13 protein-coding genes are annotated in these 14,166 nt (G+C 49.5%); 1 reads left to right on the plus strand and 12 read right to left on the minus strand.

The window, feature by feature from the left end:
* Positions 1 to 123: 123 nt before the first annotated feature.
* The 9 genes from NYE70_RS13875 to nagA form a co-directional block, all read right to left on the minus strand.
* Positions 124 to 978, minus strand: coding sequence for a carbohydrate ABC transporter permease (locus NYE70_RS13875; protein ID WP_341046404.1), 855 nt, complete (start codon positions 976 to 978; stop codon positions 124 to 126).
* The gene (locus NYE70_RS13880; RefSeq protein ID WP_341046405.1) at positions 971 to 1,954 is read right to left on the minus strand and encodes a carbohydrate ABC transporter permease; all 984 of its coding nucleotides are present in this window, start codon (positions 1,952 to 1,954) and stop codon (positions 971 to 973) included. The genes NYE70_RS13875 and NYE70_RS13880 overlap by 8 nt, the downstream gene beginning before the upstream one ends.
* 62 nt (positions 1,955 to 2,016) lie before the next feature.
* Positions 2,017 to 3,432, minus strand: coding sequence for an ABC transporter substrate-binding protein (locus NYE70_RS13885; protein ID WP_247682059.1), 1,416 nt, complete (start codon positions 3,430 to 3,432; stop codon positions 2,017 to 2,019).
* 202 nt (positions 3,433 to 3,634) lie between these two features.
* Positions 3,635 to 4,213 (minus strand): hypothetical protein, encoded by a 579-nt coding sequence (locus NYE70_RS13890; RefSeq protein WP_341046412.1) that lies wholly within the window; start codon positions 4,211 to 4,213, stop codon positions 3,635 to 3,637.
* 232 nt (positions 4,214 to 4,445) lie between these two features.
* Positions 4,446 to 5,249 (minus strand): DeoR/GlpR family DNA-binding transcription regulator, encoded by an 804-nt coding sequence (locus NYE70_RS13895; RefSeq protein ID WP_341046414.1) that lies wholly within the window; start codon positions 5,247 to 5,249, stop codon positions 4,446 to 4,448.
* A 114-nt stretch (positions 5,250 to 5,363) separates the two neighbouring features.
* A complete protein-coding gene (locus NYE70_RS13900) occupies positions 5,364 to 6,293 on the minus strand; it encodes a 1-phosphofructokinase family hexose kinase (RefSeq protein ID WP_341046416.1) in 930 nt (309 codons plus the stop codon).
* On the minus strand, positions 6,290 to 7,156 hold the full coding sequence (gene fba, locus NYE70_RS13905) for a class II fructose-1,6-bisphosphate aldolase (protein ID WP_290408442.1): 867 nt from the start codon (positions 7,154 to 7,156) through the stop codon (positions 6,290 to 6,292). The genes NYE70_RS13900 and fba overlap by 4 nt, the downstream gene beginning before the upstream one ends.
* A gap of 43 nt (positions 7,157 to 7,199) precedes the next feature.
* Complete coding sequence (locus NYE70_RS13910; RefSeq protein WP_341046417.1) at positions 7,200 to 8,162, minus strand: ROK family protein; 963 nt, start codon at positions 8,160 to 8,162, stop codon at positions 7,200 to 7,202.
* Positions 8,159 to 9,403, minus strand: coding sequence for an N-acetylglucosamine-6-phosphate deacetylase (gene nagA / locus NYE70_RS13915; protein WP_341046420.1), 1,245 nt, complete (start codon positions 9,401 to 9,403; stop codon positions 8,159 to 8,161). The genes NYE70_RS13910 and nagA overlap by 4 nt, the downstream gene beginning before the upstream one ends.
* 258 nt (positions 9,404 to 9,661) lie before the next feature.
* Between nagA and NYE70_RS13920 the strand changes: the two genes are divergently transcribed.
* Positions 9,662 to 10,705, plus strand: coding sequence for an SIS domain-containing protein (locus NYE70_RS13920; protein WP_341046422.1), 1,044 nt, complete (start codon positions 9,662 to 9,664; stop codon positions 10,703 to 10,705).
* A 186-nt stretch (positions 10,706 to 10,891) separates the two neighbouring features.
* On the opposite strand, the gene gnpA is transcribed toward NYE70_RS13920, so the two are convergent.
* Genes gnpA through NYE70_RS13935 form a run of 3 tightly spaced genes read right to left on the minus strand, consistent with a single transcriptional unit; the run spans position 10,892 to position 14,164 of the window.
* Entirely contained in the window at positions 10,892 to 13,066 is a 2,175-nt protein-coding gene (gnpA, locus tag NYE70_RS13925) for a 1,3-beta-galactosyl-N-acetylhexosamine phosphorylase (RefSeq protein WP_341046423.1), read from the minus strand.
* 15 nt (positions 13,067 to 13,081) lie between these two features.
* Positions 13,082 to 13,264: a DUF6903 family protein gene (locus NYE70_RS13930; RefSeq protein ID WP_211025881.1), complete on the minus strand. Its 183-nt coding sequence runs from the start codon at positions 13,262 to 13,264 to the stop codon at positions 13,082 to 13,084.
* Between the two features lie 6 nt (positions 13,265 to 13,270).
* Positions 13,271 to 14,164, minus strand: a complete 894-nt coding sequence (locus NYE70_RS13935) for a carbohydrate ABC transporter permease (protein ID WP_213656599.1) — start codon at positions 14,162 to 14,164, stop codon at positions 13,271 to 13,273.
* Positions 14,165 to 14,166 lie beyond the last annotated feature (2 nt).

Below are 14,166 nucleotides of genomic sequence, written 5' to 3' on the forward strand. Positions count from 1 at the left end.
TCCGTGAGGTTCGTAGCTATCCTCAATTATAGAAACGGCAAATAAGGATGCCCCGGAAGCATTAGCTTCAAGACATCCTTAGTAAAGTCGGTGTAGTATCGGCCGGATTAACGGCTTGATGGCTTATTCCTTGACGCCTCCCAGCGCTACGCCTGCGATAATATACCGGGATAACAGGAAGTACACCACAAACAGCGGTAATGCCGTCAAGGCCAGCCCCATATAGATCGAGCCAAACTCCGTCTTGTAAATATCACCGCGCAGCAAGCTTACCATAATCGGCATCGTATATTTTTCCTTCTGAGTCAGGAGAATCAGCGGCATGAACAGGTTGTTCCAGTTTGCCACAAAGGCAAAGATGGCCTGGGTCGCCACGGCCGGAATCATCAGCGGCAGAATAATGCGGTTGAATGTCTTGAATTCACCGGACCCGTCCACACGCGCTGCTTCCACGATCTCTATCGACAGAGTTGCGAGCAGATACTGACGCATGAAGAAGACTACCGCTGGCGCTGCAATCGCAGGAAGAATCAGCGGAAGAAAGTTATTCGTCCAATGCAATTTATACATGAACTGATAAAAACCGATGGCGCTTGCCTGGGATGGAATCATCATCACACACAGGATAAAGGTAAAGAATGGCTTACGCAGCTTCCAGTCATAAGTCACAAGTCCATAGGCGGCTAACGATGAGAAATAGACCGTCAGGATCGTTGCCGATCCGGAAATAATAAACGAATTCAGGAACCCTCGAATCGGGTCGAAACTCTTTTCAAGCAGTACCTGCAAATTGCTCATAAAGTGGCTTGAAGGCAGCAGAGAGAGCCCGCTTTGGATCTCCGCCGTAGAGCGCGTGGCGTTTACAAACATGATCCAAAACGGAAGGATGCTTAGGAGAGCCAACAGGATACAGACGATATAAATAATCGTCCTGCTTATTTTTAAATTCACGGCTCCACTTTTCGAGCTGTTATCCATGATGTATCATACCTCCCTCTTTGTTGCTTCTTGCAGACTTTCTAAGCTTCTTTTCCGCCTTCTTCAATCTTTCAGCATCACGGTCGCGCATCAGGTAGAACACCACTGCGGACAATATCCCTGCAATAACGAACATAATCATGCTCGCTGCTGCAGCGCGATTATACAAATAGCTGCCCTTGAACGCTTGCCCGTAGATAAACATAGACGTAGTAAGCGTAGATTCGTCCGGTCCGCCCAAAAGGAACAACTGCGGAATATCGAACATGGTCAAACCACCGATCATCGATGTGATGAGGGTGAATAGCAAAATCGTCCGGAGACTCGGCAGCGTGATGCGGAAGAAGGTTTGAAACCCGCTTGCTCCGTCAATCGCCGCAGACTCAAATAGGGCGGGATTAATACCCATAACGCCCGCAATAAGGATGATCATAGTGTTTCCGTACCACATCCAGAACTGAATGAAGGCAACAATTCCTCGAGCAGTCGTCTTGTCCTGAAGAAAGTTAATTGGAGCATCGGACCATCCCAGCAATTGAATCAAGCTATTTATAGGTCCCATTGGATAGGCAAATAGTGTGCCGAAGAGTATGGCGATCGTACTCGCAGTAATAATATTCGGCATATAAAGCAGTACTTTGAACGCCCCTTGCCCCTTAATGTTGAGCCGTTTGTTCGTGAACCAAGCCGTTAGCAGGAGCGCGAGAAGGATTTGAGGAACGAAATTGACGATCCAGAGCAAACCCGTGTTGAGCAGAGACTTCCGGAAAGAGACGTTATCAAAAAGGAGGTCTTTAAAATTTTTAAAAGGATCATCCAGAATATGAATCGGTTTTGGAATTAACCCCTGCATATCGGTGAATCCGATGGCTGCGGTATATAAAATGGGATACAGCGAGAAAATCAAGAATGCCAGGACGAACGGCAAGGTAAAGATATAGCCGAATTTCGAGTAGTTCACACCTTTGCGGCGCATGCTCTCACCTCTTTAATGGATATGAAGGGGCGGGATAATCCCCCGCCCCCTAGACCGATTTCTTATTCGCTATCGATGTTAAGTTGGTCTTTGACCTGTTGTTTGAAGGTGGCGAGGGCTTCGTCGCGTGTCTTGTTGCCTGCGGTGTATTCGCGTACTTGGTCGCGCCATATCATGTTAATCGATTCGTCATACTGGGTTAAGTTCTTACCGGATGCATTGGCATTCGCCGGAACGAACACGTCGAACATGTTTTGCCCGCCGAGCAACGGAATCTCGCCGTTGGACTTCGACATGACGACGGAGGATGCAACGCTATCCTTCGTGCCTTGCTCGCCTTCCTTCATCGTGCCGTTAGCCCAGAAATATTGGAGTCCGGTTTCGGAGGTATCGAGCGTTACCCAGTTGATAAAGTCAGCAACAGCCTTTTTCTTGGCGTCGTTCTTGGTTACATCCTTGTTGGCGAGCAACCAAGTGCCACCCCAGAAGAAACCAGTCGGCGGCTCGGTAACAGCCCAGTCGCCATTCGTGTCTTTCACTTGATCCTTCATCGTATAGTTAATGAGCCAGGCAGGACCGAAGAAACCGAAGATTGGTTGTGCACCGGTGCCGGACATATCAGCGAACCATGACTCCTGCCAGTCACGCGTATCGTTATGATACCCGTTATCTTTCAGCTTCTTGGCAAGATCGAGGAACTCTTCGCGCTTCGGATCAATATGAAGCTTTCCGTCGACAATCCATCCTTTGTCGGAACTATTCTCAATTGCGTGCCATATATCTCCGTCGCCGGAAATGATGCCGTATCCTTTGGCTTTCAGCTTCTCGGCTGCTCCGAAAAACTTGTCCCAGCCAGGTCCTATTTCATTTTTGATCGTTGCCGGATCATCCGTTCCGAACACATCCTTGGCAAGCGAGCGCCGGTAGATAAAGGCGCCGCCGGTCGCTTGATAGCCAAGGGCCTTCACTTCGCCGTCTTTGCTGCCGATATCAACCGAGTATTGAGCAATCCCCGCATCCTTAACCTTTTGAGCGTCAAGGCCCAGGTCCGCATAGTTTGCGGCATAGCTGGATGCATCTCCCTGCGTGTACTTGAGGACGAACGCCGCTTCGGCTGCATAAATATCCGGAGCGTCTTTTCCGCCACCCGCCAAGGCTTGGTCAAGAGCAGGCTGATAAGCGCCATCGGTAGTTGCGATTACTGTAGTTTTGAATTCCACATTTGCGTCGGGATGGACTTCCAAATACTTTTTGGTCATGTTCGGAATCTCATCCGTAAAGCTCCAGAGGTTAATAGTGACCTTCTCGCCACTGCCCTTGGATTCTCCGGAAGTGTTGTTGGTTTTTGCGGGTTGGTTGGAGTCTGCTGTGGAATTGGTAGTTTTTGAGTTACCGCCACATGCCGCAAGAGCGGATGTCATCACGAGCATTGCAGAAATTACGATTAGAAAACGTTTCATGCCTTTCATGCGTTTCATACTTTGCCTCCCCCTTTATATTTGTTCCTCGGTTTTTTGTAACCGCATTCATAATTATATTGCCGATGGTTCTTAGACATAAGGGAACGTTCATTGGGAATAATTCCACTATTTTTAGATTCCGTTACTCCCTCTGAAATGAAGAATAGCCTCACCCCCAGTGAAAGAGGGTGAGGCTATTCTATAAGACTGAGGAAATCTATTAATCATCCAGCTCTACGCTTTGAATATTTCCGTCCGCATCGACGTTCCACTCGATTTCAACGCCTTTATTCAACCCGAGATGGTCATCGTCTTCAATCACAATCGTGTCCGGAATTGTAATTGTTTTCTGTTCTCCCTGATCAACTTGAACAGTAACCTTTTTGCCGTCCGCCTTCAGGATCGTTCCTTCATATTCCAGATTCAGCACGACAATACCGCCGTTGGCATCCGTAATCTTTACCCGCTTGCCGCCGTCGGTAAGCAGTTCGATCTTTTTATGATAATTATTTTTCAGCGTAATATCTTGAATTGTCTTTTTAACCTTCACGCCTGAAGGGAGACCTTCCGTTTCCAAGGTAGCTGTCTTGTCGTTCTCCTGCGGATTGGACTGTTCCGCCGAGTTATTGGCATTCGATCCGCTCGTGGCCGGGGCTTCCGTAGTAGGTGCTGACGCCTTTTCCGGTGCCTCGGATTGCGGCTTATTGGTGCAGCCGGCTAGAGAAATACTGGCACAAATAATCAGAAGAAGCGTGGCTGTTTTTAAACCTCGTCCAATGCTGGATTTAACTTGTAACATCTTATACCTCCGTAGTGTTTGGCATGGTGTATTAACAAAATTAGTCTTTACCTAATTTTAAGTATTATATATGAAGTCGTTTGAAAATAAAAAAAGAGGACCGCCCTTTGACATCCCAGACCACGATTGAAAGTCATAAAATAGTTCACACGAATAGCTTCGTCCCAGCAAAAACAAAAGGGCTCCGTCAGGACGGGGCCCCTCTTATTCTATAGTTACGCAAACGGGCGAGCTAAGCTTGTTGGACAACATCTTCAACCGCTGTATAGATCGCAATCTGCTGCTCATTGCATGCCTCTTCAAACCAGCCTTCCGGCTGCTTGTTCGTGATAATCCCCGTTGCCCGCTGCAATGGAATGATTGTGAAGAGTGCGCTCTTCTCGAGCTTGCTTTGGTCGAATACGGCATATACTTCGCTTGAGCGTCCGATCAGAAGCTGGGCAATGCGGGCTTCCAATTCGGAATGCATCGTAAATCCATGCGCCTGAGAGACTCCGTCTACACCAAGAAACATCTTCGTAATGTTAATCTTTTCTATGACACTTTCCGCTAGCGGACCGCTAAGCTCGTAACTCTTCGCACGCATGACGCCGCCAATGACGACGACTTGAACCCCGTCGGCATCCGCCAGCTCGGAAGCGATATTCACCGCATTGGTGACAATCGTGATGTTCCGGTGCTTTTTCAAAGTTCTGGCGATAAAAAAGGTGGTCGTACCTCCGGTAAGGCAAACGATGTCTCCCTCTTCGACGAGTTCCGCAGCCACCTCAGCAATCCGTTCTTTACCTTGCCGATGAAAAAAGCGTTTATCCGCAAAGGGCAATTCCGACGTCGACTGCATGAGCGACCCTTCATAAATGGCGCCCCCGATCGTACGAATGATCTGCCCCGATTTCTCCAATACATCAAGATCGCGTCGTGCGGTAGCTTCGGAGCACCCAATGTTTTCGATAATTTCCTGAATCGATATTTTCCCGTGCAATTTAATGAGTTCCAGAAGTTTGGACCTGCGCAACTCACTCTTTGAGTATTCCATGACTCTCTCCTTTGATGACATTGCGTCATCCATGCTAATCCTAATTTTGTAGGATGAAGGACTAAATTGCAAGTAGGCCAATTCGATTGCAAAATTACGAGCGAACCATAAGGATTATAGAGCTGTTACCTGCACCTGCTTCACGTAATCTTGAAAAAGCTTATAATCAATATGGCCTGCTTTGTCAGACATCGCATTGGCAGCCGCCGCCGCAGAAGCAATACGTAGCTTCTCGGCAGGTGCATCTCCGCGTTCTTCTGCAAACGCCATACCTGCAACAAATGAATCTCCGCAGCCTACCGTATTTACGGCACGAATGGTTGGAGGAATGACACGGTACCCTTGTCCATCGATGAATGCAATAGCTCCCCGGTCACCAAGGGTGACACAGACTTGCGCGATCCCCTCAGCCGCCAGCTTCTGTGCTGCACCAGCCCATTCAGACTCGATAAGTCGGTCTTGTCCCAGCCACCCGGCTAGCTCATGTTCATTCGGCTTCACAAAATGTGGCCGGGCTTGAAGTCCGCTGCTCAGCGCAGCGCCGCTAGTATCCAGGAATACCCGTGCCTTAGTCGACTGGATGATCCCGATAAGATCCGCATAAAGATCAGCAGGCGCCCCTGGAGGCAAGCTGCCGGACAGCACGACAACACTACATTCCAGGGCAAGCCTGTGTATCGTCTGTTTCATCTCAGCGATTTGATGGCCATCAATGACGGGTCCCCGCTCAAGTAACTCTGTCGAGGTTCCCTTGGACTCGTCAATGATGTTCAGGCAAACGCGCGATTCTCCACCAACACGTACAAAGGAAGTTTGAATGCCCCGGCTGATCAGGCTGCTCTCAATAAAAGAACCGCTGCTGCCGGCGACAAATCCACTTGCCGTAACATCGCCGCCGAGTAACTTGATCACTTTGGCCACATTGTTGCCTTTACCGCCCGGTTCGGCAATTTGCCGGGCGACGCGCTGAACGCCGCCTAGCTCAAACTGATTTACATAGTAGGTTTTATCTATGGCCGCATTAAGCGTAACCGTTGTAATCATCGAAGATCTCCGGCTTTCCCGATACATCCGCAAAGCTCCATTTTTTCCATCGCAAGAGTCTTCACGGCTTCCTTAGCAGGAACCATATATTTACGAGGGTCATTCTCTTCCACATTGACAGCAAATACATCTTTAATCGCATTAGAGAACGCAATGCGCAGTTCTGTAGCGACGTTCATTTTAGCCATCCCCAGAGATACCGCTCTCTTCACCTGCTCAGCCGGAATTCCTGAACCGCCGTGCAGTACCAGCGGAACATCAACGGTCTCCGCGATTTTTGCGATACGGTCAAAGTCAATGTTTGGCTCCCCTTTATAAATCCCGTGAGCCGTACCGATTGCCGGCGCCAGTGTAGGCACACCCGTAAGCTCTACAAACCGTCTGCAATCTTCCGGATCGGCAAGCATCGCTTCGTGGTCGGCTACAACGATATCATCCTCAACGCCACCGACTTTACCAAGCTCCGCTTCGACGTTTACACCAGCGGCGAGAGCGATTTCCATTACTTTAAGCGTCCGCTCCACATTCTCTTCAAACGCAAACATGGAAGCATCGATCATGACGGAGGTATAACCCGCACGGATACACTGAACAATTGTCGAAAAATCCGTACAATGATCCAAATGCAGGGCGATCGGCAGTCCGGTACGATCTGCAGCGACCTTGGCTGCTTCCGCAATGTAATCCGGACCTAAGTGTTTGACGGTTCCAACCGTGGATTGAATGATGAGCGGGGACTCCGTTTCGACGGCCGCTTCCACTACCGCTTGGAGCATTTCCAAGGTATGAACGTTGAACGCACCTACAGCGTATTTGTTTTTACGGGCAATTTGCAGCATTTCAGTAGAAGAAATAAGAGACATAATAAGTTCCTCCTCAAATTTTGTATGAGCTATGTGTGATGAATTAGGCTTGTTTATTGCATTGCAGCGCCCAAAGCGCGCTTCCGATAATGCCGGCATGGTCGCCAAGCTCTGCACTCTTGATGGCAAAATGATTGCGATAATCCTGAAGCAACAGGTTATTTAATTCATCCTTCATCGGTTCAAAAAGGAGTTCGCCGGCTAAGGCGCCGCCGCCCCCGATCACAATCACGTCAGGTGAGAGCGTCGGTACGACCCACGCGAGTGCCCGGCCGAGCTCCCGTCCCGTCTGTTCGAGTACATCCCGCGATAGAGCGTCACCTGCCAGACACGCACGCGAAACATCGCTTGAGCGAATGTCCTTAACGTCAGCAAACCACTCTTGAAGCAGGCTGGTCTCGCCTTGTTCGATCCGCGTCCGGGCTTGCTTGGCAATCCCTGTTGCCGATACGATCGTTTCGAGGCAGCCGGTTCTTCCACAGCCGCAGGCAAAACCTAATGGATTGACGGGTACATGCCCGATCTCCCCCGCCATGAAACGGTGTCCGCGGTGTATCTGCCCACGTTGTACAAATGCGGCAGCCAGGCCTGTACCGATGGTTATTCCGTATACGTAATCGTAGCCGCGGCCAGCGCCTGCAGCCGCTTCTCCGTATATATACAGGCGCACATCATTATCAATAAAGACCGGCTTACCTGTAAGCCCCCTGAGTTTGGCCGCCACAGGAATTTGGTTCCAGTTCAGATTCACGGCCCGAAGACTGACGCCTGCCTCGGGATCAACAAGCCCCGGAATTCCTAACCCGATGACCTCGACCTCATCCGCAGGAATTCCGGCATCTTCTCTAAGCTGTTCAATCGTCAAAGCGATACTCTCCAAAATAACGTCCACGCCTTGTTCAGAGCGGGTCGGATATTTTCGCTTAACGAGGATGTTGCCGAGTTCATCCAATATGCCGCACTCAATGTTGGTACCTCCCACATCCACGCCGACTGCATATTTCATGTAAGGTCCCTCCTCTCCCTGTATAAGTCATCAAGGCACGAGCCCTCCCTGGCGTAGACCCTGTTGCCAAGCACAAAAGTTTGGCACACTTGAAAATGCTCATTCACGATAATCAGATCTGCATCCTTGCCTGGCTCGATGGTTCCCTTGGAATGGCTTACGCCGATTTGCTCAGCGGGATGAATCGTTAGGGCGGGAACAAGCTCCGCAATGTCCATCCCTGTAAACTTAACGGCGTTAGCCAAAGCCTCGATCATCGTAAGCGAGCTGCCAGCCAGACCGTCTTCCGTTCCGTCTTCTTGTTTCAAATACACCTTGCCTTGCTTCATAATGACCGGCAGCTTGCCAAGCAGATATTCCCCGTCGGGGCATCCGGCCGCGCACATACTGTCCGTGATCAGAAGTACCTTGCCCTCCGGCTTGATGTCGAAGGCCCATTTGATCAAGCCGGGATGTACGTGAATGCCGTCACAAATCAGCTCGACCGCCAATGGATCCAGCATCAGTGCCCCCCCAGCCGCACCGGGTTCCCTGTGATGCAAAGACCTCATCCCGTTGAACAGATGCGTTACTTGTGTTGCGCCCCACTCCGTCGCCTTCTCCATCGTTGCGAAATCCGCATCGGTATGGCCCAAGGAAATAACGACCCCTCTGCTTACGGCATGACGGATAACTTCTTCTGCATGGCTCAGTTCTGGCGCAATCGTCATAAGCTTGATGGTTCCTCGCGAAGCTTCCCAGAAGGCATTAAATTCTTCAATCGAGGGATCGCGAAGATCCGCCGGGTTTTGTGCCCCGCATCTGGCTGCATTCAGAAACGGACCTTCCAAATGGACCCCTAACAGGTTAGCTCCATCAGGTTCATTTCCCGTCTTAATGAGTTGCCCGGCACATTCCAGAGCCGCAATGATTTCTTCATGCGTCGCAGTAAGTGTCGTTGCCAGCAATGAAGTTGTGCCATTAGATGCGTGAAACCTGCACATCCCCTGAATATGTTCCGCGCTTCCCAGCATGGCATCGTATCCGCCGCCTCCATGGACGTGAATATCGATAAATCCCGGAAGTAAAAGCCCTCCGCCGGCGTCCACACGCCGAACTTCCTCACCCTCATCCAATGCATTGATCTCAGAATCTGCAATCTGAGCAATCTTTCCATCGTTGATGAGTAAGCTGCCATTTTCAATCCAGCCATCCGGCGTGAGAATACGGGCGTTAAAAATTACAGTTAATTTATGCTTCATCAACATTTCCCCCTTATATGCGGCGAAATCAGTCTGATGTTTTACTTCATTTCATGATTATAATAATCCTGTTTATTGTTATTTTCAATCATTAATTGATTAAATCGATAAAAAAACAATCAAACTCGTCTGCAAACAACGTAAATTTGACTGAAATAATCACATTTTGATTTTAATTTTCTTTTTATGATTGAAATTGCACTCCGATTGATTTACACTCACATTAGTTACACAACCATCGTTAGGAGGCTATTATCCATGAGCTTGACTTATAGCGAAATCAAGCAACAATACACGGCTCTACAGCAAACCTATGACTACATGCTATCTAAAAGACAAGAAATCGTTGACTTTGCACAAACGGAATCGATCACTTCCCTTACCTTTGTCGGCTGCGGATCCAGCTACTGCTTAAGTGAATCCGCCGCATTCTCTGCCCGTCTGCGTGCAGGACTTCCGGCAAGCGCACTAGCCGGTGGCGATCTCATGCTGAACCCTGAACGTTATAGTTCCTTATTAAAGAACACCTTGTTGGTAGCCCCGTCGCGTTCCGGCAGCACCAGTGAAGTAGTCGAAGCACTTCGATTGCTTCAAAATGATAAGCCTGTCCCTGTACTGGCCCTTTCCTGCGTAACGGATTCTCCGCTATCGAAGAAGGCGGATCTATCGCTGGAATTGCCTTGGGCATTCGACCATAGCGTCTGCCAGACCCGTACCGTTACCAATCTTTATGTAGCCAATCTCATGTTGGCCGCCTTCCTCGGCAACGACGAAGTCGTTATCGCGGATATCCAGAAAGCCATCGATCAAGGCGAAGCCTATATGGAACGAGTAGAAAATGATATCCGTAAAGCAGCCGATTTCGCATGGAGCAATGCCGTGGTGCTCGCAGACGGCGAACTTCAAGGCCTCGCTTCCGAGGGAGCAATCGCTTTGACCGAAATTGCAAAAGTACAAGCACACTCCTACCATCTCCTGGATGTCCGTCATGGTCCGATGGTCACTGTTGGTCCCGACACCCTTGTAATTGCCGCGATCACCGGCAATGGCACAGAGCACCAGCGCAACCTGATGCGTGATATCAAAGGCAGAGGCGCAACGATCATCGCGTTCGCGGATCATGCCGAGGCCATAGCGGCAGAGCATGTGGATTTGGCTGTCATCTCGGACAACAAACTGGATGTAGCCGTACAAGGTATTCCATTTATCTTCATCCCGCAAATCGTCGCTTTGACAAGCGCCGATCGCCAAGGTATTAACCCCGATCAACCGGACGGTCTGGTTGCTTGGGTCAAATTGTAGAGCATCTAGCCGGCATACGGCGGTTCATAAAGGTTTAACTCATAAGCCCTTTCGCTTCCTAATAGGAGGCCGGAAGGGCTTTGTTTTTGTTTCAGGGCATTTCCAAAGCCCAATTCTGATGTCAGCGAAAAAAAGCAAGCCTTGGATTTACTCCCAAGGCTTGCTTTCCAAGAGTCATCATCAAAATTAAATCTCGTACCACTTGATCTCGTTCGCTTCCAGCTTCAAGGAGAAGCTGGAGCCGTCGCCGCGATATACGAGCGTTTCCTGCGGCTCATACGTATTGTTCACCACGCAGTATTTGCCGTTCTTCACATAGGCGTGAACTTCCACATTGTAGTTCTCGCTGAACCAGCGGTTCAGCTCCCCATCGCTGTGGGCGCTCCAGAGGATCGCACGGTACAGCAGGCGGCTGTTCTCGAAGCTGTACGGCAAACCGCTTATATAAACGCTTCGCCCCGCGCCGAATTCGTTCACCGCAAGCTGGACTTCCTGATCGATTTGGCGGAGAATCTTAGTGCCTTCGAGAGCAAAAATACTCTTCTTGCCTTCGCCAAAGTCGATTTCCTTGCTTCCATTACTATTCGTTTTGCAGTCCGCCGTAATGAAATGATCATGCTCATCCCAGTTATACTTATCGTATCCCAGGGTAAAGCCGCGTTCTTCCTCTACGCCGAGAACATTGGCCAGCTGGAAGAAGCGTCCTTGAGCTTGATGCGCTGTAGGCTCGCCAACACCGATAAATCCGCCGCCTTTATGAACAAAGCCTTTAATCGCGGTAACGATATCGGTATCGAGCCACCACTCTCCGCCCGTGTAGGCCGTATCCGCATCCCCAACATTTAATATGACATCAATTCCGTCTAATACGGAAGGATCTTCTTTGATATCGTCGAAGCTGATGAATTTCACATCAAAAGGCGCCCCGGAAAGTGCTTCAATAATGCCGGCGTAGCTGTAATTTTTCTTATAGTAGAGCGCATGATGGACCATATGGTTGCCCCAGGCCCGCATTTTGCCCCAACAGTTAAGCACGGCTACCGTCTTAACGCAGTATGGCGTCGTTCCCTGTACGTTGTCATAAAGGGTGCGGAACTCGTCCGTAACGCTTTCTACATAGTCGATAAAGTCCGGGAAATCCAGGGCAAGCTTCAGGTATCCGCCGTATCCGATCCGATCAATCGGTTTGCGAAGGATCGCGCGTCTGGCGGTAACCCAATTAACTTTGGCCTCTTTTACAGGGTCCCCGCCTTCATGGAAGGTATCCGGAAAGAAGTAAGGCAAGAAACGACCTTCGGTGTATTTAACGCCAGGAATGTCGCTGATCAATCTCAGCGTAGAACCATTGCCCACACTGCCGACAACGGCATCCAGGCCAATCGAAGCGAATTCCTCCATGAACGGCTCGGTACCGATCCAATGATCGCCCAGGAACATCATGGCCTCTTTACCGCATTCATGGGTAATATCGACCATTTCTTTCGCCAGCTTCGCCACTTCGCGGCGCTGGAATGCTTGGAAATCGCGGAACTCCTTGCTCGGAATCCGGTAATTGTTGTTGTAATAGCCCTGATCGATAATAAATTCAGGTCTGAATTTATAACCTGCCTCCTCCTCAAACTGTTCGAGGATATAAGGGCTGACGGAGGCTGAATACCCGTACCAGTCCACATATTTTTCACGAGCGAGCTCATCAAAAACGAGGGTGAATTGGTGGAAGAAGGTTGTATAACGGATCACATTCACATAGGGATGTTCCTCGATAAATTTGCGAATGCGCTGCATCGTAAATTCGCGGGTCTTCGGCTGACGAACATCAAACGTAATTTGATGCTCTACATCCTGCCAATCATTGGTGACCGCATTGTACATATGCACCGGATCCCACATAATATAAGCCAAAAAACTAACGGTGTAATCATGGAACGGATGAGTTGAAATGGTCACATCGCCGGTTTGCTCGTCATAGCTCCATTGTTCGGTCGGCACGACCTCTCCCGTCGTACGATCGACAACTTCCCACCAGCGCCGAATATCGTCGCGGCTGTTCACTTTGAGCATGTCCGGATAAAGCCCCTTCATGAGGGTAATGGACAGACTCTCACCTTCCGCCGTATAAATCGGTGTCATCAAATACATTTGTTGAATCTCGTCCGGATTCGCCTTGGCCCATACGTTATCCTTCCGGGTTGTATAGTAGGTAGAATAGACCTTGGCATCGACATCCTGCAGCTCGGCCGGAAATTCAGTACCGTCGCAGTCGCGCACAGCGTCCGCGCCCCAGCGCTTCATGATCTCCAGCGTTTGCGGAATGACGTCTGTATCAGTAGGTATCGTCACACGTCCTCTTTTTGCACTCATGGATGAAAAACTCCTTTATTTATATTTACGATTGTATAACCACAGCAGAGTGATCAGCATGGTTAGCCCCAGCAGCATTAGCCCAAGCCCGGGAGCACCGATGTCCCTTTGCCCGACAATAACCAATCCGACCCCGACGATAAAAACAATCAGCATCAACAAAATGCGCAGATAATTTTTCAGAAAATCATTCATCATAGCACCTTATCCTTTCAGCCCGCCCATCGTCATTCCCTGGGTAAGCTTCTTTTGTACCAGAATGTATATAATCAGGGTTGGAAGCATGACGAGCACCAAGCCTGCATACATCTGACCGTATTGAACAGCGGATTTTTGCGCTGCCATCAGGTTCATTAAGCCGACCGGCAACGTTTTGAAGGTCGGTTTGGTCAGAAGCGTCATGGAAATGATATATTCGTTCCAGTAGGACAGGAAGTTGAACAGAATCACGGTTACGATGCTAGGTTTAGCCATCGGCATAATGATTTGCACCATCGTACGGAAGTTGCCCGCGCCGTCGACGGAAGCCGCCTCCTCGAACTCTTTGGGCAGGGATTTGAAATATCCCGACATAAGATAGATGGTGAAGGGCAGTGACATCGCCGCATATACGACCGCGAGAACAAACAGGTTGTTCAGCAAAACGGGATGACCCAGAATGCCGCGGAGCGCCTTGTCGCCGTTGTTCAGCATCAGAAAGATAGGAACTACGATATAGTTGACGTTAATAAAGAGGCCCGCCATAAACATCATATTCAAGAATGCGTTCCCTCTAAATTTAAAACGCGAAAGTACATAGGACGCCGGCAAAGCCACAATGAGCAATAACCCCAGCGCGATCGCCGTCACCAATACGGAATTGAGCATGAATGAACCCATTTTTGCCTTCAGCCAGGCATCGGCAAAGTTCTGCAGATGTATTCCGAGCGGCAGGGCCCAAGGGTTGCCGTAAAACTCACTGTCTTGTTTGACGGAAGCCATGAACGCCCAGAGTACAGGAATGAGGATTATAACGGCTAAAGCGATCAGTACAACATAAATGAAGCCTTTATATAATTTGTCGCTAACGCCTCGCCGTGAGCGGTTGTCTGTAATCATGT

It is taken from the genome of Paenibacillus sp. FSL R5-0407 (assembly GCF_038009185.1).
Lineage (GTDB): Bacteria > Bacillota > Bacilli > Paenibacillales > Paenibacillaceae > Fontibacillus > Fontibacillus vini.

Excerpts from the sequence above, each read along its gene's own strand:
- gnpA (WP_341046423.1), bottom strand. The coding sequence starts at position 13,066 with ATGAGTGCAAAAAGAGGACGTGTGACGATACCTACTGATACAGACGTC.
- NYE70_RS13880 (WP_341046405.1), bottom strand. The coding sequence starts at position 1,954 with ATGCGCCGCAAAGGTGTGAACTACTCGAAATTCGGCTATATCTTTACC.
- NYE70_RS13890 (WP_341046412.1), bottom strand. The coding sequence starts at position 4,213 with ATGTTACAAGTTAAATCCAGCATTGGACGAGGTTTAAAAACAGCCACG.
- NYE70_RS13920 (WP_341046422.1), top strand. The coding sequence starts at position 9,662 with ATGAGCTTGACTTATAGCGAAATCAAGCAACAATACACGGCTCTACAG.
- NYE70_RS13935 (WP_213656599.1), bottom strand. The coding sequence starts at position 14,164 with ATGATTACAGACAACCGCTCACGGCGAGGCGTTAGCGACAAATTATAT.
- NYE70_RS13875 (WP_341046404.1), bottom strand. The coding sequence starts at position 978 with ATGGATAACAGCTCGAAAAGTGGAGCCGTGAATTTAAAAATAAGCAGG.
- NYE70_RS13930 (WP_211025881.1), bottom strand. The coding sequence starts at position 13,264 with ATGATGAATGATTTTCTGAAAAATTATCTGCGCATTTTGTTGATGCTG.
- NYE70_RS13900 (WP_341046416.1), bottom strand. The coding sequence starts at position 6,293 with ATGATTACAACGGTTACGCTTAATGCGGCCATAGATAAAACCTACTAT.
- NYE70_RS13895 (WP_341046414.1), bottom strand. The coding sequence starts at position 5,249 with ATGGAATACTCAAAGAGTGAGTTGCGCAGGTCCAAACTTCTGGAACTC.
- fba (WP_290408442.1), bottom strand. The coding sequence starts at position 7,156 with ATGTCTCTTATTTCTTCTACTGAAATGCTGCAAATTGCCCGTAAAAAC.
- nagA (WP_341046420.1), bottom strand. The coding sequence starts at position 9,403 with ATGAAGCATAAATTAACTGTAATTTTTAACGCCCGTATTCTCACGCCG.
- NYE70_RS13885 (WP_247682059.1), bottom strand. The coding sequence starts at position 3,432 with ATGAAACGCATGAAAGGCATGAAACGTTTTCTAATCGTAATTTCTGCA.
- NYE70_RS13910 (WP_341046417.1), bottom strand. The coding sequence starts at position 8,162 with ATGAAATATGCAGTCGGCGTGGATGTGGGAGGTACCAACATTGAGTGC.